The 21804-nt window shown below is 70.1% G+C and carries 21 protein-coding genes and 1 pseudogene; 11 read left to right on the top strand and 11 right to left on the bottom strand.

The window, feature by feature from the left end:
* Positions 1-117: 117 nt before the first annotated feature.
* Complete coding sequence (locus DJ82_RS03575) at positions 118-1404, bottom strand: PQQ-binding-like beta-propeller repeat protein (RefSeq protein ID WP_094581078.1); 1287 nt, start codon at positions 1402-1404, stop codon at positions 118-120.
* 137 nt (positions 1405-1541) lie between these two features.
* Positions 1542-2250, bottom strand: a pseudogene (locus tag DJ82_RS03580) (carbonic anhydrase).
* Positions 2251-2672: 422 nt separating this feature from the next.
* Between DJ82_RS03580 and DJ82_RS03590 the strand changes: the two are divergent.
* Positions 2673-3269, top strand: a complete 597-nt coding sequence (locus DJ82_RS03590; protein ID WP_094581080.1) for an AAA family ATPase — start codon at positions 2673-2675, stop codon at positions 3267-3269.
* A 125-nt stretch (positions 3270-3394) separates the two neighbouring features.
* Positions 3395-3679: a translation initiation factor eIF-1A gene (gene eif1A / locus DJ82_RS03595; RefSeq protein ID WP_094524833.1), complete on the top strand. Its 285-nt coding sequence runs from the start codon at positions 3395-3397 to the stop codon at positions 3677-3679.
* A gap of 62 nt (positions 3680-3741) precedes the next feature.
* On the opposite strand, the gene DJ82_RS03600 is transcribed toward eif1A, so the two are convergent.
* The gene (locus tag DJ82_RS03600) at positions 3742-4323 is read right to left on the bottom strand and encodes a hypothetical protein (protein WP_094581081.1); all 582 of its coding nucleotides are present in this window, start codon (positions 4321-4323) and stop codon (positions 3742-3744) included.
* Between the two features lie 160 nt (positions 4324-4483).
* Between DJ82_RS03600 and DJ82_RS03605 the strand changes: the two genes are divergently transcribed.
* Positions 4484-5227 (top strand): helix-turn-helix domain-containing protein, encoded by a 744-nt coding sequence (locus tag DJ82_RS03605; RefSeq protein ID WP_094524835.1) that lies wholly within the window; start codon positions 4484-4486, stop codon positions 5225-5227.
* Between the two features lie 52 nt (positions 5228-5279).
* Complete coding sequence (locus DJ82_RS03610; RefSeq protein WP_094524836.1) at positions 5280-5471, top strand: hypothetical protein; 192 nt, start codon at positions 5280-5282, stop codon at positions 5469-5471.
* Between the two features lie 38 nt (positions 5472-5509).
* On the opposite strand, the gene DJ82_RS03615 is transcribed toward DJ82_RS03610, so the two are convergent.
* From DJ82_RS03615 to DJ82_RS03625, 3 genes are all read right to left on the bottom strand, one after another.
* Positions 5510-6904, bottom strand: coding sequence for a M28 family peptidase (locus DJ82_RS03615; protein ID WP_094581082.1), 1395 nt, complete (start codon positions 6902-6904; stop codon positions 5510-5512).
* 56 nt (positions 6905-6960) lie between these two features.
* Positions 6961-7668, bottom strand: coding sequence for a DUF2270 domain-containing protein (locus tag DJ82_RS03620; RefSeq protein WP_094581083.1), 708 nt, complete (start codon positions 7666-7668; stop codon positions 6961-6963).
* A 106-nt stretch (positions 7669-7774) separates the two neighbouring features.
* Positions 7775-8110: a hypothetical protein gene (locus tag DJ82_RS03625; protein WP_094524838.1), complete on the bottom strand. Its 336-nt coding sequence runs from the start codon at positions 8108-8110 to the stop codon at positions 7775-7777.
* Between the two features lie 143 nt (positions 8111-8253).
* Between DJ82_RS03625 and DJ82_RS03630 the strand changes: the two genes are divergently transcribed.
* Positions 8254-10146, top strand: a complete 1893-nt coding sequence (locus DJ82_RS03630) for an ATP-binding protein (protein ID WP_094581084.1) — start codon at positions 8254-8256, stop codon at positions 10144-10146.
* A gap of 84 nt (positions 10147-10230) precedes the next feature.
* On the top strand, positions 10231-10692 hold the full coding sequence (locus tag DJ82_RS03635; RefSeq protein ID WP_094524840.1) for a universal stress protein: 462 nt from the start codon (positions 10231-10233) through the stop codon (positions 10690-10692).
* Between the two features lie 58 nt (positions 10693-10750).
* Here the strand turns inward: DJ82_RS03635 and DJ82_RS03640 are convergent, their stop codons facing one another.
* Entirely contained in the window at positions 10751-11038 is a 288-nt protein-coding gene (locus DJ82_RS03640; RefSeq protein ID WP_094524841.1) for a transcriptional regulator, read from the bottom strand.
* A gap of 145 nt (positions 11039-11183) precedes the next feature.
* Here DJ82_RS03640 and DJ82_RS03645 point away from each other — a divergent pair, with 145 nt between their 5' ends.
* The gene (locus DJ82_RS03645; protein ID WP_094524842.1) at positions 11184-11909 is read left to right on the top strand and encodes a DUF4013 domain-containing protein; all 726 of its coding nucleotides are present in this window, start codon (positions 11184-11186) and stop codon (positions 11907-11909) included.
* A gap of 85 nt (positions 11910-11994) precedes the next feature.
* On the opposite strand, the gene DJ82_RS03650 is transcribed toward DJ82_RS03645, so the two are convergent.
* Positions 11995-12471, bottom strand: a complete 477-nt coding sequence (locus DJ82_RS03650) for a 50S ribosomal protein L11 (RefSeq protein WP_094581085.1) — start codon at positions 12469-12471, stop codon at positions 11995-11997.
* A 224-nt stretch (positions 12472-12695) separates the two neighbouring features.
* Between DJ82_RS03650 and DJ82_RS03655 the strand changes: the two genes are divergently transcribed.
* The 4 genes from DJ82_RS03655 (at position 12696) to DJ82_RS03675 (ending at position 18908) form a co-directional block, all read left to right on the top strand.
* The gene (locus DJ82_RS03655; RefSeq protein ID WP_094524844.1) at positions 12696-13679 is read left to right on the top strand and encodes a DUF6293 family protein; all 984 of its coding nucleotides are present in this window, start codon (positions 12696-12698) and stop codon (positions 13677-13679) included.
* A 774-nt stretch (positions 13680-14453) separates the two neighbouring features.
* On the top strand, positions 14454-16298 hold the full coding sequence (locus tag DJ82_RS03665; protein ID WP_241881399.1) for a choice-of-anchor I family protein: 1845 nt from the start codon (positions 14454-14456) through the stop codon (positions 16296-16298).
* A 767-nt stretch (positions 16299-17065) separates the two neighbouring features.
* Positions 17066-18496, top strand: a complete 1431-nt coding sequence (gene cofH / locus DJ82_RS03670) for a 7,8-didemethyl-8-hydroxy-5-deazariboflavin synthase subunit CofH (protein WP_094581086.1) — start codon at positions 17066-17068, stop codon at positions 18494-18496.
* Between the two features lie 94 nt (positions 18497-18590).
* A complete protein-coding gene (locus DJ82_RS03675; protein WP_094581087.1) occupies positions 18591-18908 on the top strand; it encodes a DUF2250 domain-containing protein in 318 nt (105 codons plus the stop codon).
* Between the two features lie 36 nt (positions 18909-18944).
* Here the strand turns inward: DJ82_RS03675 and hmgA are convergent, their stop codons facing one another.
* From hmgA to DJ82_RS03690, 3 genes are all read right to left on the bottom strand, one after another.
* Entirely contained in the window at positions 18945-20168 is a 1224-nt protein-coding gene (gene hmgA / locus DJ82_RS03680) for a hydroxymethylglutaryl-CoA reductase (NADPH) (protein WP_094524848.1), read from the bottom strand.
* A gap of 67 nt (positions 20169-20235) precedes the next feature.
* Positions 20236-21033, bottom strand: a complete 798-nt coding sequence (locus DJ82_RS03685) for an inositol monophosphatase family protein (protein ID WP_094581088.1) — start codon at positions 21031-21033, stop codon at positions 20236-20238.
* Positions 21034-21097: 64 nt separating this feature from the next.
* Positions 21098-21571: an N-acetyltransferase gene (locus tag DJ82_RS03690; protein WP_094581089.1), complete on the bottom strand. Its 474-nt coding sequence runs from the start codon at positions 21569-21571 to the stop codon at positions 21098-21100.
* Between the last annotated feature and the right edge of the window lie 233 nt (positions 21572-21804).

A 21804-nucleotide genomic window follows, 5' to 3' on the forward strand; every position in this document is an offset into this window, starting at 1 on the left:
CCGCGTTTCCGGTGAACAATCGTCAACGTTCCCGCGGAGTCGTGCGGTTCTCTCGCCGCTGACGGTTATAAACTCTCGCGGCGAGCTCCCAGTCGAAGTCGGAGGGCGAACGGCCGCTCAGTCGTCGAGCGCCACGACGCGCCCGTCATCGGTGACGACGAGCACCTCGTCGGTCCCGTCGCCGGTCGCGTCGGCGAACAGCGGTCCCGCGTACACCACGGCCCCGCCCACGTCGCCCTGCGCGATCGCCTCGCCGTTGGCGTTCAACACGAGCACCTCTCCCCCGCGGTTCACCGCGACCGGCCCGGGCTCGCCGGTTCCGCGGACGTCGGCGACGCCGGGGGCGTTCACCCGGGTCTCGCCGCCGTACTGCTGTTTCCAGGCAACCTCGCCGTCGCGGAGGTCGACCGCCCAGACGCTGCCGGCGCCGCCGACGTAGATCCGGCCGGGGCCGGCGTCACCGACCGTGACGGGGAGGTCTTGGAGCCCGACCTCGAACCGCCCGGAGCCGTCGGCGAGGTCGACCGTCTGGAGGTTCCCGCTCGTTCCGCCGAGCGCGAGCACCGGCCCGTCCGGCGCGTCGACCGCGGTCCACGTCAGCGGCGTGACGGCCGGCGTCGCGGTCCAGCGCTCGTCGCCGCTCGCGTCGAGCAGGCGGATCGTCGCCCCGTCGTCTCCGACCGTCGCGACGGCGACGCCTCGGGGCGCCTCGCCGCCGTCCTCTGTCTCGAAGTCGGCGATCAGCGGGCGGCGGTCGATCCCCCCGTCGACCGTCGTCTCGAAGACGGGGTCGCCGTCGGCGTCGACGGTCACGACGGCGCCGTCGGTCGCGGCCGCGGCGACCTCGGCGTCGCCGTCGGCGTCGACGTCGCCGACCGCGGGCCGGGTCGCGCCCGAGCCGCCGACGTCGACGGCGAACCGGGTCGAGCCGTCCGTCGCGTCGAGGACGACGAGCGAGCCCGACTCCGTCGTGAACGCGACGACCGAGTCGCCGCCGAGCGTGTCGGAGACGAGGCCGCTGATGCCGGGCGGGCCGCCGCCGGTCCCCGAGCCTGCGCCGCCGCCGGAGTCGTCGTCCTCACCGGAGTCGTCGTCCCCGCCGGCGGCGTCCCCCGTCGCCATCGCGGAGAGCGGCGTCCGCCACGCGACGACGCCGCCGACCGCGGTCGCGCGGACGACTCGCTCCCCGTCTGCGGTCGTCGACTGGACGACGATCGGGTCGCCGTCCATCGTGGCGACGACGGCGCCGCTCCCGTCGTCGCCGCCGACGGGCTCGGTCTCCCACACGACCTCGGCGTCGACCGCACCGTCGTCGATCCCGACGAACGCGAACAGCGCGACGCCGACGCCGGTCGCGCCGCCGGCCAAGAGAATCAGCGTCGCGAACAAAACGCGGCGGTCCATTGCCGACACGTTCGGGCGTCGCGGGCATACGGCTGTCGGATGCGGCGGGCGACGATGTCGCGGACGACGGGGCGGACGGTTCGAGCCATGGCGACGACGGGGCGGACGGTTCGAGTCACGGGCGAGTCACGGGCGGGCTACAGCAGTGTGGTGACGTTGTCGGCGTGGTCCGCGCCCACGAGCTCTCGGAGGGCGTCGGGGTCGCGCTCGCCGTTCGCGTTCACGAGGTAGACGGCGCCGTCGCGGTCGCCGTACGCCCGGTGGAAGTCGTACGCGAAGCCGTACACGTCGACGTCGGCGGCGGCTTCGGTCTCCACGGGCGGCCGCGAACCTGCTCGTGGAATTGTACTCGACGAGGCCGGTTGGCGGAGCTCGCGGCGTGCCGGCCCGGTCGTCCGCGGCCGCCGGGTCTCTGCCGACCTCGGCGATCCCCGCCTCGACGATCGGAACGAGCTCCGCCACGTCCGCCCGGACGCCCGGCTCCTCGGGGACGGCGCCGTCGCGGACCGCCGCGAGGGCGGCGCCGACCGCGCCGCACCCGGTGTGGCCGACGACCGCGAGCACGTCCGTGTCCGTGTGAGCGAGCGGGTAGGCGACGCTCCCCGAGAGCACGCGCTCGCCGTCGACGACGTCGCTCACGCGGTTTCCGATGTTGCCCGCGGTGAAGAGGAACCCCGGTCGATCGACCGACCACATCCCCTCCTGTGAGACGCGCGAGTCGGAACAGCAGACGGAGACGACGGGCGGTCGCTGCCCGTCGCGTCGGGCGGCGAGCTCGCCGGCGGCGGCGGACTCGACGTGGTCGTCGTTTCCGTCGAGGAGCTCGGCGAGGAGTTCGCGGCTCATAATCAGCAACTCCCGGTGGGCGTTCAAAAAGGGGCCGGACCGAAGCGGGACGGACCCAAAAGGGCAGGGCCGGGACGAGCCGACCGGATCAGATCACGAACCCGACGATCTGAAACAGGAATCCGAGGACGAACACCGCGATCAACGCGACCGTCGCGACCACGACGGCCGGTGCGAGTGTCTCCTCGTTCTGGTCGAGGACGAGGCGACTCGTATGAGAGACATGGAAAGCCTCGTCGCCGCGGGGTTTGAACGCTTCGCTCGCGTCCCGGGGCGGGCGTCTCCGCCGGCCGAATCGCCGTCGAATCGGCACCGCGACGAGCCTCCCGCCGTCGAAGAGAACTTTCTTTTACCTCTCGCCGGACCGTACTGGTGGATGAGCGACGGAGCGCGACAACTCGCCGGACCGAGCGGAGGTGTCGATGTCGAACCGTGACTCGGTCGACGGCGGGGACACCGCCGGCGCGTTTGCCGGCCGGGGCGGCGATGAGACGGGCGACGCCGAGGCCGGCGCCCTCGCGGTCGTCTGCGGGCTTCCGGGCGTCGGCAAGACGACGGTCGCCGAGCGGATCGCCGCTCACGTCGACGGCGAGATCCTCCGCACGGACGTGATCCGGAAGGAGCTGTTCGGGGACCCGGACTACTCCGACGCGGAGACCGAGGCGGTGTACGCGGAGCTGATCGACCGGGCCCGCGAGCGCGCCGCCGACGGCGACGCCGTCGTGCTCGACGCCACGTTCGCCGACGCCCGCTTCCGCGCCGATGTCCGGGAGATGGGCGAACGAGTGGCCGAATCGTTCGACCTCGTGGAGGTCGAGTGCGACGAGTCGGTCGTCGAGCGTCGGATCGAGCGCCGCGACGGGATCAGCGACGCCGACTTCGACGTCTACCTCCATTTCAAGGATGTCTTCGATCGGATCGAGACGGCCCACGTGACCGTCGACAACTCGGGCGCGGAGGCGGAGACGTTCGCGCAGGTCGACGCGGCGTTCGGCGCCGAACCGGGCGGCGGCGAGTGATCGGCGGGGACGACGGCGCCGCCACCGCCGGGAGTCCCTCCACCTCGACTCGTGCTAGCGATTCGCACGGCGAACGCACACACGCGTCTCCCATCACTTATACCGACGAACGCACTACGGACTGTATGAGCGAAGAATCCGGGCGTCGGAACCTCCGAATGCCCTCGGACGACGAAGTGTTCGCCGTAGTGACCGAGCACCTCGGCGGGAACCACGTCCGCCTGCGGTGCGTCGACGGCGAGACGCGACTGGGCCGGATCCCCGGCCGCATGAAGTACCGGACGTGGATCAGCGAGGGCGACGTCGTGCTCGCGGAGCCGTGGTCTTGGCAGGACGAGAAGGCGAACGTCGAGTGGCGATACGAGGACGACGAGGCGGACCAGCTGCGGCGCGAAGGACACATCCAGTAGTCGTTTTCGAGCGGCCAGTGGCCGCGTTCGTCCCCGTTCCCGCCCAGCGGGTAGCGACCCGGTCAGGCGAACAGGAGGACGATCACGGCCACGAACAGGAGCTCGCCGCCGACGAGGAGGACCGCGACCAGCCAGTAGCGGTAGGTCCAGAGCCACTCGGCGGCCCGGTTCCACCGCTCCGAGAGCCGACCCGCTTCGGCGGCGTCGCTCTCGGTCCCGCCGCGCCCCCCGACGTACGCCTCGTCGAGGCGCCAGCCCCCGTCCGGGTCGTACGTCGCGGGGACCCGCGTCCCGACCACCTCGTCGACGTCCAGCTGCGAGACGCCAGCGGCGTCGAGGAAGGAGAGGAACGCCTCGGACTCGGCGAGCGACCCGTCCCGAGGCGCCGAGAAGCGTTCGACGTGGGTCGCCCCCCCGTGAGGCGGTCGGAGCTCGACCACGACGCGGCGATCCGTCGACCGCACCGCGGTCACGACGAGGACGCTCTCCTCGTCGTTGAGATACGCCTCTCGGAGGCGACGCTGCACCTCGTCGTCGACGGCGTCCGTCGCGTCCAGTGAGTCGTCGACCGACTCCGTTACCTCGCCGTTCGCGTCGATCGACGACTCGGCCGCTCGCCCGTCCTCGGCGGGGTCGTCGGGCATTCGATCGGTGGTTGGCGACGCGCGCTCATAAGCCCGTGGCAGCCGCGGGCGAGACCGCCCCCGCGGGCGCCGACACACCCGCGAGACCGCCCCCGCGGGCGCCGACACACCCGCGAGACCGTCCCGGAAACCGTTTGAACGTCGGCGCCCACACAGTGGTATGCGCGAAGTGACGCTCCTGATCCGCCACCGCGGCGGGCCGGAGTCCGAGGTGAGCACTCGCCACCCGGAGGTGACGATGCGGTCCGTCTCGTCGATGACCGGCCGGGGGACCGAGCGGAAGCGGATCGTGGAGCTCCGCGGGCCGACAGAGGATATCGAGTCGTTCATCGACGAGTTCCGCGCGGCCGACGCCGTCGTCGAGGCGGAGCCGCTGTCGCCGGTCACCGGCAACCACGCGTACGTCGCGGTCGTGGTCGACAGCGAGGGCTGGGAGGGTATCAGAGGCCGGCTCTCGGAGATGGGGATCCACTACCGAACGGGGACGACAATCACCGCCGGAATCGAGCGCTGGACGGTGTACATCGAGGCGGACGACGACCTCGCCGCGATGATCCGCGAGCTGGAACGCGGCGACAACGACGTCGAGCTCGCGCGCAACGTCGAGATGGGGTCGATCGAGCGACCGCCGGGACTGCCGGCCTCGGGCATCCTCGACGGGCTCACCCCGAGACAGCGGGAGGTGCTCTCGACGGCCATCGCGGTCGGCTACTACGACCACGGGAGCGGCGTGGGCGTCGAGGACGTCGGCGACGAGCTCGGACTCGGATCCACGACGGTGTGGGAGCACCTCTCACGGGCGGAGTCGACGGTGATGAACGCCCTCTTCAACCGGTTCGAGGGGCAGACCGAGTCGGACCGGAGCGAGCGGTCGACGGCGGGGGAATCGCCGGAAGACGAGTGACCAGATCGGCGTCCGAACAACGCTTTTGTAGCTACGGCGTTCAGCGACGGGTATGACAGAGGGTTCGGTGTCCGTTCCTGTCGAGCAGTACGAGCGGCTCGCGGCGCTCGCGGCCGCCCGCGGCGTGACGCCCGAGGCCCAGCTCGCCCGCCTGATCGACGACGCCTACGAGGGGCTCGACGGCGACGCGGAGCCGCCGGAGTCGCTCCCGCTCGGGGTCTGCGACGCGGACGAAGAGGAGTAGAGCGATAGCGGCCGCGGTCGCTCGCGGGGCCGCGAGCGTCACTCGTCGTACGGCCAGCGACCGCCGGTCTTCAGCTCCGTGACGTAGCCGTCGGCGATCGACTCCCGGATCGCCGCCCGAGACCGGTGCGCGACCTCGTCGCCGCCGGCCGCGCCGCCGCCGTCCGTGGCGAAGCGGTACGTCGCTTCGGCGACCAGCGTCGCCACCTCTCGGAGGTCGCGCGGGTCGAGCTTGTCGAGCGTGTCGGCGTGGGTGTGGCCCCACCCCCGTCCCGACCGCTCCGACGTCGTCGACGCCATCACCGCCGGGATCCCCTCCTGCACGAACGCCCACTGATCGCCGTGCGGCGAGACCGTCTCGCCGGTCGTGATGGGGGCGTCGAACGCCTCGGCCACCGACCCGAACACCGCTCCCATCCCGTCGAAGCCGTTCGTTCCGACGCGGAGGTTCCGGGAGTTACAGGCGCCGTCGAGGTTGACCACGCAGGCGATCTCGTCGCGCGGCGTCGTCTCGGCCGCGTGGTACGCGCCCCACAGGCCGATCTCCTCCGCGCCGAACGTGACGACGCGAACGCGGGGGTCGAGGTCGCTCTCGACGGACGCGAGCAGGCGGCCGACCTCGGCGACGAGCGCCGACCCCGCGCCGTTGTCGTTCGCGCCGTCGCTCACGTCGTGGGCGTCGACGTGGGCGGTGAGGAACACCGCCTCGTCGGTGTCGGGCCCGACGTCGGCGACGGCGTTGACCGAGGTCGTCGGCTCGTTCCGGCAGTCGACTTCGATCGACACCTCGGGCGCGTCGGGGACGTCGCCGCCGCCGTCGCCGGCCTCGGCGGCGAGGCGCGCCAGCCGCTCGCCCACCTCCTTCGAAACGCCGACCGCGGGGATCGGCCCCGGTCGGTTGTGGTAGCCGACCTCGCCGGTGGGCGGGAGCGCCCCCTCGACGTGGTTTCGGAAGACGAAGCCGACCGCGCCGCGCTCGGCGGCGGTGACGTACTTCTCCATCCGGTGGATCCACCGGTCGTGCGTCTCCGGCGTCCGCGAGGAGGCCATCGCGACCGCGCCGTCGAGGGCGTCGAGAGCCGCCGCGAACTCCTCGTCGGTCCCGTCCCCGACGTCGACGAGGGGGGCGTTCGCCTCGCCGGCCGGCGTCCCGGGGAGCGCGATGACCTCGTGAGAGCGCTCGTGTCGGCGCTCGACGGGACCCGAGAGCTCGATCGCGGAGTCGCCCCGCCACCAGCCGGGGATCTCGAACTCGTCGAGCCCGGCGTTCCGGAGCCCGGCGTCCTCGAAGGCGGCGACGACCCGCTCCGCGCCGCGCCGCTCGCCGACCGACCCCGCCATCCGGTTCCCGATGTCAGTCAGGTCCGTGAGGAGGTCCCAGCCGAAGTCGCTCGTGCGCGCGTCGCCGACGACGCGGTCCGGTAGCGCTGTCATACGACCCGGTTAGACCGAGGGCGAAAAGGGGTTGCGGGAAGCGGAACCGCGGTCGATCACTTCCACTCCTCGACGTTCGCCGCGGCCTGGAGTTCGCCCTTCGCGCGCCTCGGGGCCCGCCGCAGCGTCAGCGTCAGCACGCCGGCGTAGAAACAGCCGACGAGTGCGAGCACGATCGCCCCGGGGATCGCGCCCACCGCCGCGGTCGCGACGACCCCGCTTCCGGACGGCGTGAACACCGTGAGCCGGACGACCCACGCGGCGATGAGGACTGAGAAGAGCGGCGCGTACACTCGGCGGAGCCGCCGCGACATCGCCTCGACGGCGGGGGTCTTGATCGTCGGCTCGCGGAGGTCCTCGACCAGGAGCTCCCGCCAGTTCGACTGCTCGACGCCCCCCGGGTCGAGGGCGTTCGCGAACACGTTCTCCTCAAGCAGGCGCACGCGGGACCGCCAGACGTCGAACATGCGATACCGACGGGTCTCGATCCCGAGGAAGACGCTGAGCATCACGAGCCCGATGAGAAGCACGTAGTGGGGGCGCGACTCGTTGGAGAAGGTCCACGTGAGCAGCGACGCCGTCACCACGACCGCCCAGTTGGTCGTGCGGTCGATGCGGGTCCGCCACGAGCTCGTCCGCCCGAGCTCGCCGCGGTAGGTGTGGCCCATGAGCGAGAGGAGGTCGGAGCGGTCGCCGGCGGCCTCGGCGGCCACCTCGCGCTCTTCGCGCGACCCGGAATCGAAGTCCTCTGGCGGTTCAGACATACCGTCTGTACCGGGTCTGAACGGGTAAAACCCGCCGGACAGCGGGACCGATCTGAGGGGAGAGGGGGCCGCGAATTTGCGGGCGAAAGGCGGTCCCGACGACGCCTCAGGCCGGGTCGGCCTTCGTCGTCTCGACCGCCACGTCGTCGGGGTCGACGCCGATCCGGGCGAACTGCGTGCGGACGTGCTCCTCGGCCGCGTCGAGCGCCGCCGACTTGGTGTCGAACCCGCGGGGCATCGGCTCCTCGAAGGCGACCCGGATCTCCTCGCCGTCGACGGTGAGCGCCGAGCCGCCGCTCTCGACCTGGTAGAAGGAGTCGCACACCCAGACGTAGGGGGCGTCCTCGTCGGGCGCGCCCTTGTACGTCGGCGGGTCCTCGCCGCGCTCGAACACCGTCCCGGTGAGGTCGGTCCCGCCGCCGCTGCCGCGAACCAGTATCATACCGACGATAGGGCCCCGACGCGGAAAAGGGGCCCGAGACGGGCGCGAGACGCCCGAGACGCCGGCGGCACCCGCGACGCTCGCGACGGCCCGGGCGACCCGGAGGGGGAAACGCTTTCGGCGTGGCGGCCGCTGATTCGCCCATGACGCTGGAGGACTTCACCGAGTTCACCGACGACGAGGGCGACGGCGGGGGCGACGCCGGCTCGCCCGCCGACCGCGACACCGACGACGCGCCCGGAGCGGAGGGAGCGGCTTCGGAAGGCGCGGCGACCGGCGACGGCGGTCGCGCGGTGTCCTCGGGGACCGAGGGCGACGAGGCGGACGACGACGGGTTCGCCGCGTACGACGTGGAGCCGGCGGGCGAGGACGCCGGGCTCGGAGTCGTCTCCGTCTCGCAGGGGCTCCGCGTCGCCGAGGAGGCCGAGGAGACGACGCTGCGGGCGTTCGTCACGACCGGGAACCGCGAGTCGGTCCGGCTCGGGAAGTACCTCCTCGTCCCGTACCCGGACGGCGAGCGGCTGTTCTGTCGGATCACGGGGCTGGAGTACGCGCAGGAGTTCCGCTCGGACGACGCCACCGAGATCCACGCCCGCCGCCAGATGCGCCGCGACGACTTCGCGGAGCGCGACTACAAGTTCATGGCCGAGCTGGAGCCGATGTCCGTCGTGTACGGCGAGGGCGACGACATGAAGCGGCGGATGACCGACCGGGTGCCGAAGCCGGGCGCGGTCGTCGAGGAGGCCTCCGACGACGCCGAGATCAAGACCGGCCTGAAGATCCCCGAGGACGGCGTCTTCCTCGGTCACCTCTCCGTCGGCGGCGAGAAGGTCCGGACGGCGGCGGAGCCTCCGACCGTCGACTACCGGGTGAAGGACGACTACACTGACGGCGACCCGCTCGCGTTCCGGCACACTCTCGTCGCCGGGGGGACCGGGTCGGGGAAGACCCACGCCTCGAAGAACGTCCTCCGGCAGTACCTCGACTCGGACCGCACCTACCCGACCGGCGACGGCCGGGAGTCGCGGATGGCGGTCGTCCAGTTCGACCCGCAGGACGAGTACGCGCAGATGCACGACGACAACCCGGACCTCGACGCCGACTTCGCCCGGCGGTTGGACCGGGAGGGAATCGCGCACGGCGGCCACGACGACGCGGTCGCGCTGGTGCCCCGGGTCGCGAACGCGACGTACCCCGGCGAGGGGCACCGCGCCGAGCGCGTGGAGTTCACCATCCCGTTCTCGCTCGCGCGGGACATGCCGTGGCTCGTCGCCGGCTCCGGGCTCAACGACAACCAGTACCCGGCCCTGCTGACCCTCCTCAATCGCTTCTTCGGCGACTACGGCGACTCGGGCACGTACAGCCAGTTCCTCTCGTACCTCGACGACCCGGCGCTGAAAGCGGAGCTCGACGAGAGCGGCCGAGTCCACGAGGCGACGTTCGACGCCGTGAAACGCCGGGTCCGGGCGGTCCCCGGCGGCGTGTTCGACCAGGACGCGAAGCCGATCACGGAGTTGGACCACACCCTCGTCCGGCCCGGCGGCCTCTCCGTGGTGCCGACGTACCACCTGCCGACCTCCCGGCAGAAGGAGATCGTCGTGCTCGCGGTCGCGGGGCTCCTCGTCGACGATAAGCTCTCGAACGACCCGGACAGCGACCGGATCGAGGAGACGCCGCTCCTCATCGGCATGGACGAGGCGCACAACTTCCTCGCGGACGCCGACAACGTGCAGGCCCGGAAGGTCGTCCAGAAGTTCACGGAGGCCGCCAAACAGGGCCGCAAGGAGCGTCTCGGCCTCTTCCTGATCACGCAGGACCCGCAGGACGTCGCGGAGTCGGTGTTCAAACAGGTGAACACGAAGATCGTGTTGAACCTCGGCGACGAGGACGCCATCAACAGCGTCAACATCCCCTCGAACCTCGCCGGCAAGGTCCCGTACATGGAGAAGGGGCAGATGGTGGTGTACTCGCCGGACAACTCGGAGCCGGTGGAGCTGATAGGGCTCTCGAAGTGCGTGACGCGCCACGGCGAGTAGGCGAACGGGTAGTCGGGTCGACCCGTTTTCACGCGACCGGATCCGCCGTCGCCCTTTTTCAGGACCGGCCGAGAAGCGTTGTCTATGACCAAACGGATCCTGGTGGCGGTCGACGGCTCGGATGAGGCGACCGAGGCGCTTCGGTTCGCGGCCACGGAGTGGCCGGACGCCGAGCTGACGGCGCTTCACGTGATCAACCCGGCGGACTCGACCACCGGCGCCGAGGGCGGGTTCCCGGGCGCGGTCGACCAGTGGTACGACAGCGCCAGGGGCCGGGGAGAGCGGATCCTCCGCGAGTCATCCGAGGCGGTGGACCGCGATATCGACACCAGACTGGAGGTGGGCCGGCCGACCGCGACGATCCTCGGGGTCGCCGGCGGCGAGGCCGCCGTCGGCGACGAGGACGGGACGGAGGGCACCGGCGAGCCGTACGATCACGTCGTACTCGCAAGCCAGGGCCGGACCGGGATCTCTCGGATCCTCCTCGGGAGCGTCGCCGAGGGGGTCGTCCGCCGCGCCGACGTGCCGGTGACGGTCGTGCGGTAGCGGGACGCGATCCCCTCGCCGCGGGCGTCCGGCTACTCGGACGAGTACGCCGGCGCTCTCAGTTCTCGACCCGGTCGGCCTCGACGATCTCGCCGACGACGGTCCAGCCCTCCTCGTCGGGGCCGGATCGGCCGAGCAGCACCGACTCGTGGTCCTCGGCGGTGATCAGCCGGAACTCGGCGTCGCCGTCGGCGTCGGTGCGGACGCCCTCGCCGCGGAACTCCCGCTGGAAGAACTCGGTCGAGGAGAACTCGAAGACGCCGGTCTCGCCGTCGTCGAGGGTAAGCCTGACCGGGCGCGGCTGCACGTTGTGGATCCGCTTCGCGATCGGATGGAGATCGGGCATGGTCTCGGGTCGGCCCGGTGGGGGAATAAAACCGCGGTCCGCGGCACGTCCGCCCCGAAACCGGACTGACCGAGCGCGACCCGACGACGGTCGCGGGACCGTACGTGCTTATCATGTCATAGAGCGTAAACTAATCCGATACCCAATGATATCCGCCTCACTCGACTACCTGCGCGACGGCGACGACGCCGTCGTCACCGTCCTGATCGGCGGCGTGCTCCTGCTCGCGAGCCCGCTCATCGTGCCGTCCATCCTCGTGCTCGGCTACGTCTCCCGAGTCCTGCGGCTGACGGCGGACGGCGACGACGAGCCCCCGGTCTTCGACGAGTGGGGCGACCTGCTCGTCGAGGGAGCGAAGGCGTTCGCGGTCACGCTCGTCTACTCGCTGGTGCCGCTCGCCGTGTTCGCCGTCGCCGCCGTGGTGACCGTCGGCGCGTTCGTCGTGGTGCCCGGCGGCGGCGGGTCCGGCACCTTCCTCGGGAGCTTCGTCGCCGGCGTCCTCGTGTTAGTCATCGGGATCGCCGGGCTCGCCGTCTCGCTCGTCGGTCTCTACGTGACCCCCGCGGCGCTGGCCGCCGTCGCCGACTCCGGGCGGCTCGGAGACGGGTTCGCGGTCGGGGCGCTCTGGACCGTGGTCTCGAAGCGGGCGTACGCGACCGGCTGGCTCACCGCCGCCGCGGTCGTCCTCGCCGGCGCGCTCGCTATCGGCGTGCTCTCGGTGGTTCCGGTCCTCGGGACGATCGCGGGGCTGTTCGTCCAGTTCTACGCGCTCGTCGCCGCGGCCGCCGTCATCGGCTGGACGTGGGCCGACGTGCGGCCCGTCTCGGCCGAACCGGCGGAGTCGGAGCCCGCGGAGCGGCCCGCGGTGTAGGCGACTTCGACGCTGAACGAACGCATCAAAAGCAGTCGACGCTGAACGAACGCATCAAAAGCAGTGAAAAGCGGCGACCGCCGCGTTACTCGTCGAGAACGTCGTCGTAGTCGCCGGCGTCGACGCGGTCGTCGAACGTCCGGGCGTCCTCGCCCTCGATGGTGACGCCGAGGGAGGCGCAGGTACCGCCGACCTCCTTGGCGGCGTTTTTCACGTCGTACGAGAGCAGGTCGGTCGACTTCTGCTCGGCGACCTTCTTCACCTGTTCGATCGACATGTCCGCGACGAAGTCCGTCTGGGGCTCGCCGGAGCCCGTCTCGAACCCGGCCTCGTCTTTGATCAGCTCGGCCGTCGGCGGGACGCCGACCTCGATCGTGAACGAGCCGACGTCGTCGTACTCGACGGTGACGGGGACTTCCATCCCGTCGAACGCGGCGGTTTCGTCGTTGATCTGCGCCACGACGTCCTGTACGTCCACCGGCGTCGGCCCGAGCTCGGGACCGAGCGGCGGGCCGGGGTTGGCCTGCCCGCCGGGGACGAGCGCTTCGATAGTTCCAGCCATGTCCGTACGAACCCGGCGATGACTTTTAACGGTTGTTCTTTCGGGTAGCGGGAGCCAGCGGTTCGCATACCTCGGAAATCGAGCGGTCGCGGCCGGCGAGTCCGGGAGTCGCGGGCGGGGTCGAATCGGGCGAGGACCCCGGACGCGGTCGCCGGGCGAAGGCCCGGACACGGTCGCCGTCGGTGGTTGGTGGTTTATATAAACGGCAGCGTTACGACTCCCGTATGGGTACCCACATCGTTCCGGTCGGCTTCGACTACGACCGCATGATCGCCCCGCTCATCCGGGACCAGTTCGACGTCGACCGGGTGATCCTGTTGGAGGGGACGGTCGGTAGCGAGGCCAACGTCGAGTACTCGCGGAACATCGCCCGGAAGCTGGAACAGGACTTCCAGAGCCTGCTCGGCGCCGAGACCGTCCGCGAGCGCCTGACCGACGTGTACGACTACGACGCCGCCTTCGAGCGCGCCTTCGACCTGATCAACGCGGAACTCGACCGCGACGGCACCGGAGAGGAGGGGAGCGGGACCGGGGGCGAGGACGCCGCGGACCCCCCGGCGGAGCGCGAGGTGTGGGTGAACCTCTGTTCGATGCCCCGGCCGGTCTCGTTCGCGTTCGCGACCGCGGCCCACTCGATCATGGTCGAGCGGCAGGACGACCGCGACCGGATCCACACCTACTACACCGCCCCGGAGAAGTACCTCGAGACCGAACTCGCGGAGGAGCTCCGCGCGAACCGCGACCTCCTGCGCGAGCTGGTCGAGAGCGACGCGGTCGACGGCGACGCGATCGACGACGGCCGCGTCGCCGACCGGCTCGACACGACGACGGACCTGTTAGAGGAGTTCGACGAGCGCGGCACCACGATCGGCGCGAAGCGCATCGGCGACAGCCACGTGATCGAGCTCCCCGTGGCCTCGTTCCAGAACGTCAAGCCGTTCGAGGAGCTCGTCCTGTTCACGCTCGGCGAGCACGGCGAGTTCGCCTCCGTCTCGGAGCTGGCGGAGACGCTCGCGGCCGACCTCAACGAGGAGTACACCGACTCGTTCCGCTCGAAGGTGATCTACAACGTCGACCGGCTCGGCCCCGGCGGGAAGGGGTACATCGAGCAGGAGGAGCGCGGGAAGTCCTACCGCACGACGCTCTCGCGGATCGGCCAGCTCTGGGTCCGGGCGCACGCGGACGAGGACCGAGAGCTGGCGCGGTAACTCGGGAGCACTGCGAACGTGGTTCGAACCACGGCTATGTGGGTCTGCTGAAATCCTCAGTCGATGACACAAACCGTGTGCGAGATACAGAGGATGTAGTCCTCACCCACCTGGCCGCCTGAACGTGTAGCTTACCGCATCTGCGTCAACTGTGAGGGTGCCGGCGTCGTGATCCACGACAACCGCAACGGTGTCATCGTACGTGAAATCGTGCAATGGCATCCCAGTCTGGAGCGTCCCATCGCGCGACAGTTCGACACGTGCAGAGCCGAAGTCGATGTGAATCCGATCATCAGTAGCCGTTACATCACCCGCACGACCGAATCGGCGTAGTTCATCAGTCAGTGTCTCCCACTCGTTGAATTGCACTCGTGGTGTCATCCGTCGTTCAATCGTGATGCCGCGTTCAGGAAAGTCTTGATACGAAATCTAGGCCACCGAAGTAACGCGGAGCACTACGAGCGATCCACCAATTGGTAACATACTCATGCAACAGTTAGAGCGTGGATGCAGCACGCCTGTCAAGACCGTGGCGATAGCCGTGGTTACTTATGTGATCTAACAGTGAGACCCGTCGGCCACCGTGTCGACGACGGCGTCCGGTGGGATAACCGTGGACAGCATCAAATCGCTTGCCGCCGGTCTCCACACCCAACTTGAGATATTATAAGAGGAGTATAGAGATTCATATGGACAGTAGACAGCTCGGTATCTCTATACCCCACAATATGTAAATTATATAAAATTAATACGGGGCCCTAGGAGTGACCACCCGTGGAGCAACCACAACAGACGGACGATTTGAAACGCCGGACCGTCCTCGGTCTGGCTGGTGGGACCGTTCTGGGACTGCTCGCGGGCACGGCCGGTGCGAGCGAGTCAGGGGTGAGGAGTGGGGCGTCAGGTGCCGACGCGGCGAGTGCGTTCGACGGCTCGCAGACCGTCAAGCTGGAACAGATCGGTCGCTACGAGGGGCAGAATCTCTTCGACGAGGGTGGCGCAGAGATCGTCGCCTATCACGCCCCGACCGAGCGGCTGTTCGTGATCAACGCCAACATTGGCGGCGTCGAGGTGCTCGATGTCGCGGACCCGTCCGATCCGACGCCCGTGGAGAACAGTCCGATCGACGCCGTGGGCTCCCTCGACGCCGTGGGATCTGCGAACAGCGTGGCGACGTCTGAGGAGCTCGTCGCCGTCGCGCTCGAGGCGACCGTCGCACAGGACCCCGGGCTAGTCGGCTTCTACGACCCCGAGACGCTCGAGTTCCTGGGCACCGCGCCTGTCGGCCCGCTCCCTGACAAGGTCACCTTCACTCCCGATGGCGAGCGGGTGCTCGTCGCGAACGAGGGTGAGCCGACGGAGAACTACGCGTATGACCCGCAAGGCTCGGTCAGCATCGTCGACCTCTCCGAGGGCGTTGACCACGCCACGGTCGACACCGCGGGATTCCGGCGGTTCAACGGCCGAGAGGACCAGCTCCGCCGGCAGGGCATCCGCATCTTCGGGCCGAACGCGAGCGCCTCGCAGGACTTCGAGCCGGAGTACGTCACGATCAGCGACGACTCGCGGACGGCGTGGGTCTCACTCCAGGAGAACAACGCCATCGCCGAGATCGATATCCGGCAGGCGCGGGTCACACGCCTCCTGCCACTGGGGTTCAAGGACTTCAGTATGGCAGGGAACGAACTCGACGCCAGCAACGAGGACGGTGGTGTGAACGTCCGCAACTGGCCGATCAACGGCATCCTCCAGCCCGACGCGATCGGCGCGTACAGCCCGAACGGGCAAACCTACATAGTCACGGCGAACGAGGGGGACAGCCGCGACTACGACTCGTTCAGCGAGGAGGTGGAGGTGTCGGAGCTCCGACTCGACCCGGACGCCTTCGACTTCGACGAGATCGAGGGCATCGACACCGTCGAGGAACTGCAGGCTCCCGAGAACCTCGGGAACAAGAACGCGACGACGACGCTCGGCGACGTCGACGGAGACGGGCTCTACGAGGAGCTCTACGTCTTCGGCGGGCGGTCGTTCAGCATCTTCACTACGAACGGCGAGCTGGTGTTTGACAGCGGAAGCGACTTCGAGGACATCACGAGCGAGCGGTTCGGCGAGGACTTCAACAACGACAATACGGAGAACACGGGCGACAGCCGCAGCGACAACAAGGGCCCCGAACCCGAGGGACTCGCGCTCGGCCAGGTGGGCGACCGCCACTATGCGTTCATCGGCCTCGAGCGCGTCGGCGGGGTCATGGTTTACGACATCACCGATCCCGAGGAAGCCACGTTCGTCGACTACGTCAACAACCGGGACTTCGACTTCGACATCCAGGGCGAGATCGCCAACGGCGACGCCAAGGCGAGTGCCGCCGGCGACCTCGGCCCCGAAGGGCTCGACTTCGCGACTGCCGAGGAGAGTCCTACCGACGACCCGCTCGTGTTCGTCGGCCACGAGATCAGCGGGACGACGGCGGTGTTCCGCGTGATTAGCGAAGAAGAGGGCGACGGCGATGACGAACGCGAGGATGACGACGACCGCGGAGCTGGCAGTGAGGACCAGGGTAACGGGAAGGGCCCTGGTAACGGCAACGGGAAGAGTAACGGCCGCGGTCGGTGACGCCGGCCCGGTAGCCATCGAGTCGTCCCTTTGGCCTCGGAACGGCTCCCTGGACCGTCGAGGCTGACCCGACCGGTGCCCGCTTCCTCGGTCACCGCCGTCCCCTGACCGTTCAGGAGGTTGATGCGCCGCTGTCTGGGTCCGTTCGCGACTGTGACAGCGTATATGTAATATCCTACACAACCAGTTATATGATAAACAGAAGGTTTTGACGCGAGAACACTCTGAAAATTTGGAGCTTCCCAGGCAGGAAAGTGTAGAGGTCATCAGAGTGCGTCGTTGTGAGTGAACTCAACAAAATTTTGGCAGACAGGTTGGTAAATACGCGCTCTGTATGCAGCATAGCTCTGATAACATATCGCCGACTGAGGATTTCAACAGAGCCGGATATGTAATTATAAACCGCTCCCGCCACGGCGAACGCCTCCGACTCAGGCGCTCGTTCATACGTCGTTGCTGACGCGGTGACCGGCTCCAAAGCCCCAACCGCGCCGAACCGCACCTCACGCCTCCCCAGCCTCGCGGCTCCCTCCGGTCGCCGCATCCCTCGCGCTCGGTTCGCGCCCGCCGGGCGCTCACCGGAGCGCGCCACCGCGGTTATTTAAATAGGTCCCCCGGCCTTTCTCTTCGGTTTATACCCCGCGTCGCCGGCGGCGGTTCGACGCTCGAGCTCCGCCGCGCCCCGCACGCGCGGCCTGCGTCACGATTCTGAGAGGGGGGTGCCGTTACCGTCTCGTTTTTATCCGTGGGACGGGGACGATCACGCCATGACTTCGGCGCGGGACCGCGACGCCGACGCCGCCGACGCGGAGACCTTGGACCGGGACGACTTCGGGTTCGCCGAGCCCGCCACCGACCAGTCGTTCGGGAACGCGCTGGCGAAGGCCCGCGACGGGACGCGCCTCACGGTCGACGACGCGACCGAACTGCTCGCGACCGGCACCGACCGCGACGGGATCGACCCGGTCCGGAAGGAGGCCGTCCTCGAGGCCGCCGACCGCCGCCGCCGCGAGGACGTGGGCGACGAGGTGACGTTCGTCGCCAACCTCAACAACAACGTCACGACCGCCTGCAACACGGGCTGTCTGTTCTGCAATTTCAAGGACTCCGCGCACGCCTTCGAGGCCGACAGCGACGCGGACCACGCCGGCTTCACGAAGCCCCCCGCCGAGTCCCGCCGGATCGTCGAGGACGCCCTCGAGATGGGGATCTACGAGGTGTGCTCCGTCTCCGGGCTCCACCCCGCGCTGGCGCTGAACGAGGAGCACCACGAGGTCCTCGCCGGGTACGACGACCCCGAGAGCGCGGTGAACTACAGGCCGCCGGAGCGGTACGCGACCGACCCGGGCACCTACACCGAGCAGATCGAGGCGATGTCCGTCGGCGGGGTCCACCTCCACGCGATGACGCCGGAGGAGGCGTACCACGCCGCCCGCGGCACCGACTGGGAGTACGAGGCGGTGTACCGCGAGCTGGCGGCCGCGGGGCTCGACTCCGCGCCCGGCACCGCCGCGGAGATCCTCGTCGACGAGGTGCGCGACGTGATCTGCCCCGGAAAGATCCGGACCGACGACTGGGTGGCGGCGATGGAGGGCGCGACCGCGGCCGGGCTCGACGTCACCTCGACGATGATGTACGGCCACGTGGAGACGGTCGCGCACCGCGCGGAGCACCTGAAGGAGGTCCGCGACCTCCAGGACCGCACCGGGGGGATCACGGAGTTCGTCCCGCTCTCCTTCATCCACCAGAACACGCCGCTGTACCGCCACGGCGTCGTCGACTCCGGCCCCTCGCGCGACGAGGACGAGCTCGTGGTGGCGGTCGCGCGCCTCTTCTTAGACAACGTCGACCACGTGCAGGCCTCGTGGGTGAAGTCGGGCGACGCCCACGGCCTGAAGCTGCTCAACTGCGGCGCGGACGACTTCATGGGCACCATCCTCTCGGAGGAGATCACTAAGCGCGCCGGCGGCGAGTACGGCGAGTACCGCTCGTTCGACGACTACGTCGAGATGATCACGGCGATCGGCCGCACCCCGGTCGAGCGCTCGACCGACTACCGAACCCGGCGCCGGATCGACCCCGACGACGGCCCGCACGGCCCGCGGCTCGGCCCGCGGGCCGACGGCTCTCCGATGCTCCCGAATCGCTCGCCCGACGGTCCGGGCCCGGGCGGCGAGTCGACCGAGGCCGACGACTGAGGCGGGGCGCCGCTCGCCCCGCGGTCTCACCGCCTCCCAGCGCGCTGGAATCACCCGAATACTCTTTACAATGGTACACGTTAGCATGCATAAGATGCCCGCGTCAGACGTACCAGCCGCCGGTTCGGAAAGCGACGCCCCGGACGAAGACGGGGACGCCGACCCGGACCGTCCGAGGGTCGCGCTCACGCGAACCGACGAGCGAGTGCTCGCGTACCTGGACGACGCGGGGACAGACTACCCGGCGTTCGTCGCGAGCAACACGGGGCTGTACGCGGACCACGTGGAGTCGCGGCTGGACGCGCTCGAAGCGGGCGGGCTCGTGGAGCGGGTCACCGGCGAAGCGGTGTACCGGATCACCGACTACGGCCGCGACGCGCTCCGCGACGACCGCGCGCCGTGGTCGGACTGAGCCCCTTTCGAGAACCGTTGCGGCGACGAGAGCGACCTACCGCCCGAGGTCGGCGTGCGCCGAGGAGAGGTGTCTGGAGCCGAGCGCCGCCAGCAGCGAGAGCTCCCCCGCGAGCGCGCCGACGGCGATCGCCTCCGCGAGCGCGTCCCCGTTGCTCCCGGCGGGGTCGCCGCCGCCGCGGACGCCGAGCACGTCGAGCCCGGCGGCCTGCGTCGGCAGCTTCGTGCCGCCGCCGACGGTGCCGACCTCGAGGCTCGCCAGCGACACGGAGCAGTAGAGGTCTCCCTCGGGCGTCGCCTCCGCGGTCGTGATCGCGTTCGCGCCCTCGACCACCTGCGCCTCGTCCTGCCCGGTCGCGAGGAACATCGCCGCGACCGCGTTGGCGACGTGGGCGTTGAAGCCGAGCCCGCCCGCCTTGGCGGAGCCGACGAGGTTCTTCCGGGTGTTGATCTCGGCGACCGCCTCGGGGGTGGTGTGGAGCCGCTCCTCGACGACCTCGCGGGGCACCTCGACGTCGGCGCTCACCGACCGGCCGCGACCCTCGACCGCGTTGATCGCGGCGGGCTTCTTGTCCGAGCAGAGGTTCCCGGAGAGCGCGACGAGCGCGGCGTCCGTCTCCGCCTCGACGACGTCGCAGGCCTCCCGCGTCGCGATGGTGGCCATGTTCATCCCCATCGCGTCCTTCGTGTCGTAGCGGAACCGCAGGAAGACGTTGTTACCGACGACGTACGGCGTCACGTCGAGCAGCTCGCCGTGGCTCGTCGTCGACTCCGCGGCCGCCCGCAGCGACGCCTCGTTGTCGCGGACCCACGCGACGAGCGCCTCCGCCTCGGCGACGTCGCCGACGCGGAAGACGGGCGCGCGGGTCATCCCGCTCTTCGTCACCCGCGCGGTCGCGCCCCCGGCGTCGTTGACGACCGAGCAGCCGCGGTTGATCGAGGCGACGAGCGCGCCCTCCGTGGTCGCCAGCGGGAGGTAGCGCTCGCCCGCGAACGCGCCGCCGTCGACCGAGACCGGGCCGGCGACGCCCAGCGGCACCTGCACGGCGCCGATCATGTTCTCGATGTTCGAGCCGTGCGCGTCGGCGGCGTCGAAGGCGTACTCGCCCAGCACGTCGACGTCGGCGTCCGCGGTCTCGGCGACGAGTCGCCTGCGGGCCGCCGCGGCGACGTCGGCGTCGGCGTGCTCTTCGAGCTCGTGGAACCGGACCTCGCCGTCGCGGACGCGCGCCGCGAGCGACGCGGGGGTGGCGTCGGTCATGTCCGCGACTCCTCGCGGCGCGTGCTAATGGTTGTCGGTTTCCGGGGTCACCGATTCGCCTCCGGGCTCAGCGGTCGGCCTCGTCCAGCGCCTCCCACAGCTCGTCGAGCGTCGCCTCGTCGGCCGCGGCGACGTACAGGTCCCCCTCGCGCCGGACCGCGGCGCCCGCCTCGGTCGCCAGCAGCTCCGTGACGGCCTGCTCCTCCTCGTCCGGATGGAACTGCACGAGCCCTTGGAGCCGACCGCGGGCCAGCAGCCCCGAGTGGACCGTCGGCGCCCAACTGTCGAGCACGCGCTTGACGCGGTCGTCAAGCGCGCCTCGGATCGCGTCGACCTCGGCCGCGAGCGCCGGGTCGCGGGGCACGTCCCGGCCGACGATCACCGCGACCGTGGCGCCCGCCACGTCGCTCCCGACGCCCGCCGCGGCCCGCGCGTCGGCGGCCGTGACGCGGTCGCCGCCGTACCGGACTCCCTCGCCCGAGCGCGCGACGTACGTCTCGTCCGTCGCGGGCTGGTGGAGCGCCGCGACGAGCGGCGACCCTTCGCGGAGGACCGCGACCGAGGACGCGAACGTCGGCAGGCCCGCGGCGAAGTCGTTGGTGCCGTCGAGGGGGTCGACGATCCACCGGTACGGCCCGTCGCCGGGGAACTCGCCGGCCTCCTCGGCGAACACCGCGTGGTCCGGGAACGCCTCGCGCACGACGGGGAGCATCCGCGATTCGGCCGCCACGTCGGCCGCCGCCTTCACGTCGTGGGCCCCGTACTCGGCCTCGGCGTCGCCGTCTCGGTACCGGGCGCGCAGCTCCGCGCCGCCGGCGAGGACGGCCGCCCGCGCGACCGCCTCGATCTGGTCGTGATCGGTCACGCGACCGGATTCGACGGGGGAACTGAAACGCGTTCCGGTGGCCGGCGCCGGGCGGACGAGCGGCCTACCGCCCGACGATTCCGGAGAGCCGCTCGCGGAGCGACTCGCCGCCGAGCTTGAGGTAGTCGGCGTCGCCGCCGTCCTCGTAGTAGTCGTCGATCCGCCGGACCACCTCGAAGCCGAGGTGCTCGTAGAAGCCGAGCGCCCGCTCGTTCGTCGTCCGGGCGTGGCAGGTGACCGACCGGTGCGCCTCGGCGACGTCGGCGACGAGCCGCTCCGCGTGGCCGCGTCCCCGGTGGTCGGGGTGGACGGCCAGAAAGAGGATGTACCCGTCGCGGCGGACCGCGGCGAACGCGACGAGCGCGTCGTTCTCGACGAGGAGATGCGTCGTGGAGCGGCGGTAGGCGTCGGTGAAGAAGCCGCGTCGCTGTCGGAGGACTCCCTCCTCGGCGCGGATCCGTTCCTTGAGGTCCCACGCCGCGGCGGCGTGGTCGGACTCCCCGGGCGGGTCCGTCCGCTTCTCCACGTTGACGCTCACTGCAAGGAGATAACAGGCCAGCGGAATATAACTCCACCGCCACCGGGGAGGGTTGCGGTCGGCCGGGCCCGCCCCGAGGCGGACTCGCTCCGAGGCGATCCCTCCAAGGCGGACTCGCTCCGAGGCGATCCCTCCAAGGCGGACTCGCTCCGAGGCGATCCCTCCAAGGCGGACTCGCTCCGAGGCGATCCCTCCAAGGCGGACTCGCTCCGAGGCGATCCCTCCAAGGCGGA

This window comes from Halorubrum sp. Ib24, assembly GCF_002252745.1.
Lineage (GTDB): Archaea > Halobacteriota > Halobacteria > Halobacteriales > Haloferacaceae > Halorubrum.

Excerpts from the sequence above, each read along its gene's own strand:
- hmgA (WP_094524848.1), bottom strand. The coding sequence starts at position 20,168 with ATGACCGACGCCACCCCCGCGTCGCTCGCGGCGCGCGTCCGCGACGGC.
- DJ82_RS03640 (WP_094524841.1), bottom strand. The coding sequence starts at position 11,038 with ATGCCCGATCTCCATCCGATCGCGAAGCGGATCCACAACGTGCAGCCG.
- DJ82_RS03575 (WP_094581078.1), bottom strand. The coding sequence starts at position 1,404 with ATGGACCGCCGCGTTTTGTTCGCGACGCTGATTCTCTTGGCCGGCGGC.
- cofH (WP_094581086.1), top strand. The coding sequence starts at position 17,066 with ATGACTTCGGCGCGGGACCGCGACGCCGACGCCGCCGACGCGGAGACC.
- DJ82_RS03630 (WP_094581084.1), top strand. The coding sequence starts at position 8,254 with ATGACGCTGGAGGACTTCACCGAGTTCACCGACGACGAGGGCGACGGC.
- DJ82_RS03635 (WP_094524840.1), top strand. The coding sequence starts at position 10,231 with ATGACCAAACGGATCCTGGTGGCGGTCGACGGCTCGGATGAGGCGACC.
- DJ82_RS03625 (WP_094524838.1), bottom strand. The coding sequence starts at position 8,110 with ATGATACTGGTTCGCGGCAGCGGCGGCGGGACCGACCTCACCGGGACG.
- DJ82_RS03610 (WP_094524836.1), top strand. The coding sequence starts at position 5,280 with ATGACAGAGGGTTCGGTGTCCGTTCCTGTCGAGCAGTACGAGCGGCTC.
- DJ82_RS03620 (WP_094581083.1), bottom strand. The coding sequence starts at position 7,668 with ATGTCTGAACCGCCAGAGGACTTCGATTCCGGGTCGCGCGAAGAGCGC.
- DJ82_RS03590 (WP_094581080.1), top strand. The coding sequence starts at position 2,673 with ATGTCGAACCGTGACTCGGTCGACGGCGGGGACACCGCCGGCGCGTTT.
- DJ82_RS03600 (WP_094581081.1), bottom strand. The coding sequence starts at position 4,323 with ATGCCCGACGACCCCGCCGAGGACGGGCGAGCGGCCGAGTCGTCGATC.
- DJ82_RS03605 (WP_094524835.1), top strand. The coding sequence starts at position 4,484 with ATGCGCGAAGTGACGCTCCTGATCCGCCACCGCGGCGGGCCGGAGTCC.
- DJ82_RS03645 (WP_094524842.1), top strand. The coding sequence starts at position 11,184 with ATGATATCCGCCTCACTCGACTACCTGCGCGACGGCGACGACGCCGTC.
- DJ82_RS03675 (WP_094581087.1), top strand. The coding sequence starts at position 18,591 with ATGCCCGCGTCAGACGTACCAGCCGCCGGTTCGGAAAGCGACGCCCCG.
- DJ82_RS03655 (WP_094524844.1), top strand. The coding sequence starts at position 12,696 with ATGGGTACCCACATCGTTCCGGTCGGCTTCGACTACGACCGCATGATC.
- DJ82_RS03615 (WP_094581082.1), bottom strand. The coding sequence starts at position 6,904 with ATGACAGCGCTACCGGACCGCGTCGTCGGCGACGCGCGCACGAGCGAC.
- DJ82_RS03650 (WP_094581085.1), bottom strand. The coding sequence starts at position 12,471 with ATGGCTGGAACTATCGAAGCGCTCGTCCCCGGCGGGCAGGCCAACCCC.
- eif1A (WP_094524833.1), top strand. The coding sequence starts at position 3,395 with ATGAGCGAAGAATCCGGGCGTCGGAACCTCCGAATGCCCTCGGACGAC.